Origin of the sequence: Archangium sp. (genome assembly GCF_036389735.1) — a bacterium.
In the GTDB taxonomy this organism is placed as follows: Bacteria; Myxococcota; Myxococcia; order Myxococcales; family Myxococcaceae; genus Archangium.
This window is the reverse complement of sequence record NZ_DASVWK010000072.1, coordinates 1-3,455: the sequence shown is the minus strand read 5'-3', so window position 1 is coordinate 3,455 and position 3,455 is coordinate 1. Positions and strand designations below refer to the sequence as shown.

General features: G+C 67.3%; 4 protein-coding genes, 4 tRNA genes and 1 pseudogene. All 9 read left to right on the top strand.

What is annotated here, in order from left to right; genetic code table 11:
• Positions 1-341 (top strand): annotated as a pseudogene (locus VF794_RS02965) (VWA domain-containing protein); the annotation flags it as partial.
• Positions 342-407: 66 nt separating this feature from the next.
• The gene (locus VF794_RS02960; RefSeq protein WP_331107490.1) at positions 408-1,364 is read left to right on the top strand and encodes a RimK family alpha-L-glutamate ligase; all 957 of its coding nucleotides are present in this window, start codon (positions 408-410) and stop codon (positions 1,362-1,364) included.
• 72 nt (positions 1,365-1,436) lie between these two features.
• Positions 1,437-1,886 carry a hypothetical protein gene (locus VF794_RS02955; RefSeq protein WP_331107488.1) on the top strand — a complete coding sequence of 150 codons (450 nt, stop codon included), beginning with the start codon at positions 1,437-1,439 and terminating at the stop codon, positions 1,884-1,886.
• A gap of 3 nt (positions 1,887-1,889) precedes the next feature.
• A complete protein-coding gene (rlmB, locus tag VF794_RS02950) occupies positions 1,890-2,768 on the top strand; it encodes a 23S rRNA (guanosine(2251)-2'-O)-methyltransferase RlmB (protein ID WP_414640864.1) in 879 nt (292 codons plus the stop codon).
• 130 nt (positions 2,769-2,898) lie between these two features.
• Positions 2,899-2,971: transfer RNA gene (locus VF794_RS02945), tRNA-Thr, on the top strand.
• An 88-nt stretch (positions 2,972-3,059) separates the two neighbouring features.
• Positions 3,060-3,143 (top strand) — tRNA-Tyr (locus tag VF794_RS02940).
• A gap of 8 nt (positions 3,144-3,151) precedes the next feature.
• Positions 3,152-3,227 (top strand) — tRNA-Gly (locus VF794_RS02935).
• Positions 3,228-3,249: 22 nt separating this feature from the next.
• Positions 3,250-3,325, top strand: a tRNA-Thr gene (locus VF794_RS02930).
• 16 nt (positions 3,326-3,341) lie between these two features.
• A partial coding sequence (locus VF794_RS02925) for a GTP-binding protein (RefSeq protein WP_331107491.1) occupies positions 3,342-3,455 on the top strand: 114 nt, incomplete at its 3' end.

Genomic DNA, 3,455 nt, shown 5'->3' with positions numbered 1-3,455 from the left:
GCGCGGGTGACACGTGCGAGACGACCGCCAAGCTGTGCCGTCGCCGGTTCTATCAGGCGGCCAACCAGAGCGAGCTGGCGGCGGCCCTGGAGGCGATCAGCGCGCGAGTCGGTCCGGCCAACCCCTGCCTCCTCGAGATCCCGAGCGATCAGCTCCCGTCGTCCGAGAGCCTGATGGTCGTCTACATCAACAAGGAGCGCGTCGAGGCCGGGGACAATACCTGGCGCCTGGAGCTGGCCCTCAAGGGGGTCGAGTTCAAGGGCGACCTGTGCACGCGCATCAAGAGCTCCACGGCGATCGACCCGGTGGACATCGAAGTGCGCGCCGTGCAGCGCCGGTAGTCCGCGGGGGCGGCTTTACGTGGTGAGGAGCCGGGGCTATGTCTCCGGCGCCCGCCCTGGCCGCCCATGAAGATCACCATCCTCTCGCGTTCCGCCTCCATTTCGTCCACGAAGCGTCTGGTCGAGGCCGGACGCGCGAGAGGGCACCAGGTCCGCGTGCTCAACCCGGTCCGGGTGGAGATGCACCTGGATGGGCAGCGCGCCAACCTCTATTACCGGCGCCGCAAGCTGTCCCCGTGCGACGTGGTCATCCCGCGCATCGCCCAGTCCATCAGCAACTACGGGCTCGCGGTGGTGAACCAGTTCGCCATGTGTGGAGTCCCGCTGGTGAACACGGCGCGAGCCATCGCCGAGTCGCGCAACAAGATGCGCTCGCTGCAGCTCCTGTCGGCGCACGGCATCCCCATTCCGGCCACGGTGATGGCGCGTGACGCGGGGGACCTGAAGGAGATGGTGGGCCTGGTGGGCGGGGTGCCGGTGCTGGTGAAGCTGCTCCAGGGTCAGGAGAAGCACGGGGTGATGGTGTGCGAGAGCCTCCAGTCGTTGGAGGCCGCGCTGGAGGCCATTCTCGGGCTGGGGCACAACCTGATCGTCCAGCAGTACGTGCAGAGCGCCGGGCAGGACGTGCGGGTGTTGGTGGTGGGAGGGCGGGCGGTGGCGGCGGTGCGGCGCCGGCCGAGGGTAGGGCGGCTCTCGTACACGCTGAACCGGGGCGCGAGGCTGGAGGGACTCCAGCTGACGGACGCCCACCGGCTGGCGGCGGAGAAGACGGCGATGCTGGTGGGGCTGGAGGTGGCGGCGGTGGACCTGCTGGAGGTGCCGGAGGGGTTACCCAAGGTGTTCGAGGTCAACAGCTCCCCGGCGCTCCCGGAGATGGAAGCGGCCACGGGGCTGGATCTGGCCAGCATCATCATCCAGCGCGCCGAGGAGCTGGCCGAAGGGGGCCTGAAGGTGGGCTTGCCGGAGCCGGAGCCGGTGTCCCGGCGGAAGCGCCCGGCCAAGGCCTCCACGGGAGAGGCGTGAACAGAAACAGGTCCCCGGACGTCGGGAGAGCGGTTATAGGTTGGACCTGAGACTCGCCGAGGAGAACGAACCATGCTGCATGTCCGACGCATCACCTCCCTGGCCGCCACGGTGGTGGCCCTTGCCTGCACCCAGGCCCGTGCCGAGGGGCAGGTGGACCCGACGACCCTCTACGAGGTGAGCACCGAGGGGACTTCCACCAAGGTGAAGGCGGGCGAGCAGGGCGTGTTCGTGTTGTCCATCAAGAGCAAGGCGGGCGCCCACGTGTCGGACGAGGCGCCGCTGAAGCTGGAACTCAAGGGCTCGCAGCTCACGCCGGCCAAGGAGAAGCTGGTGCTGGCGGACTCGGTGGTGAAGAAGGCCGCGGGGCAGCAGTTCGTGGATCCGCGCTTCGAGGTGCCGTTCAAGGCGGCGGCGGCCGGCAAGGGCACGCTGGACGCGAAGCTGACCTTCTTCATCTGCTCGGAGCAGCTGTGCGCCCGGCAGCAGAAGACCTTCTCCATCCCCGTCGAGGTTCTCTAGCCCGTGGCGCGCCCGCGTTCGCCGAGAAGCAGTGAGCCCCGGAGCAGTGAGCGTGAGCGTGGCGGAAGCCGCGAGCGCGATGCGCATGAGCGCGGTGGAGAGCGTGACCGTGGCGAGCGGGAGCGCGAGCGCTACGTGTACGGGGTGAACCCGGTCCTCGAGGCGCTCCGGGCGCACGCGGAGCGGGTGGAGCGTCTCTTCACCGCCGAGGGGCAGCTCGCCGCGAAGGCTGCGGCCGAGATCTTCAGCCGGGCGAAGGACTCGGGCATCCGGGTGGAACGGGTGCCTCGGGAGCGCCTGGCCTCGATGGCGGACGGCGGGGTGCACCAGGGCATCATCGCCGAGCTGCGCGGCTTCGAGTACGTGGAGCTGGAGGACCTGCTGGAGGTGGTGGAGGAGAGCGGGCGTCCCGCGCTGCTGGTGGTGTTGGACGGCATCCAGGATCCGCACAACTTCGGGGCGATCATCCGCTCGGCGCACGCCCTGGGGGCCCAGGGAGTCATCATCGCCAAGGACCGGGCGGTACCGGTGACGGGGGTGGTGGCCAAGGCCTCGGCGGGGGCGGTGGAGCACTGTCCCATCGCGCGAGTGGTCAACCTCTCGCGGACGCTGGAGGAACTGAAGGAGGCCGGGGTGTGGATCGCTGCGGCGGACCCCGAGTCGAAGGAGCCCCTGTGGGGGGCCCGACTGGACGGACCCTTGGCGGTGGTAGTGGGGGCCGAGGGAGCCGGCGTGCGAGAAGGAGTCCTCAAGCACTGTGACTTCCGCCTGGGGATTCCGATGCTCGGTCAGGTCGGTTCCCTGAATGCGTCCGTTTCCGCGGCGATTCTGCTATACGAGGCCGCCAGGCAGCGGGGCACGCATCCCAGTGCCGGGAGTTGAACCTTTCGGATCAAACTCCTTGACTTGGGCGGAGGGGGCCTCTAAAAGGGCGCGCCTCCGACGGGACGGGCGGTTGACGGTTCCGGGGCGGCGGGGTAGGGCGGGAAGGAACGCAGCCGGAGTAGTGGATGCCGGTGTAGCTCAGTTGGTAGAGCACCTGATTTGTAATCAGTAGGTCGCGGGTTCAAGTCCCGCCGCCGGCCAAGAAGGACGGGGCCGCGGATGAGGGCCCGGAGCGAAAAAAGCAGTAGGAAGAAACAGCGGTTGTGCGGTAGTTGAGAAGGGCGTTGCGGAGGGGTACCCAAGTGGCCAAAGGGAGCAGACTGTAAATCTGCCGGCTCTACGCCTTCGTTGGTTCGAATCCAACCCCCTCCATCGGCATCGCGGGAATAGCTCAGTTGGTAGAGCGTCAGCCTTCCAAGCTGAATGTCGTGGGTTCGAATCCCATTTCCCGCTCCAGTTGTAGTAGGCGAGTATACAAGCCCTGATAGCTCAGTTGGCAGAGCGCATCCTTGGTAAGGATGAGGTCACCAGTTCAATCCTGGTTCAGGGCTCCATTTTTCGAGGAGCGTTATGTCCAAGGAAAAGTTCGACAGAAGTTTGCCCCACGTCAACATCGGCACGATCGGCCACGTGGACCATGGCAAGACGTCCCTCACGGCGGCCATCACCAAGGTGCTGGCGAAG

Coding starts and splice junctions, on each gene's coding strand:
- VF794_RS02960 (WP_331107490.1), top strand. CDS start 408: ATGAAGATCACCATCCTCTCGCGTTCCGCCTCCATTTCGTCCACGAAG.
- VF794_RS02955 (WP_331107488.1), top strand. CDS start 1,437: ATGCTGCATGTCCGACGCATCACCTCCCTGGCCGCCACGGTGGTGGCC.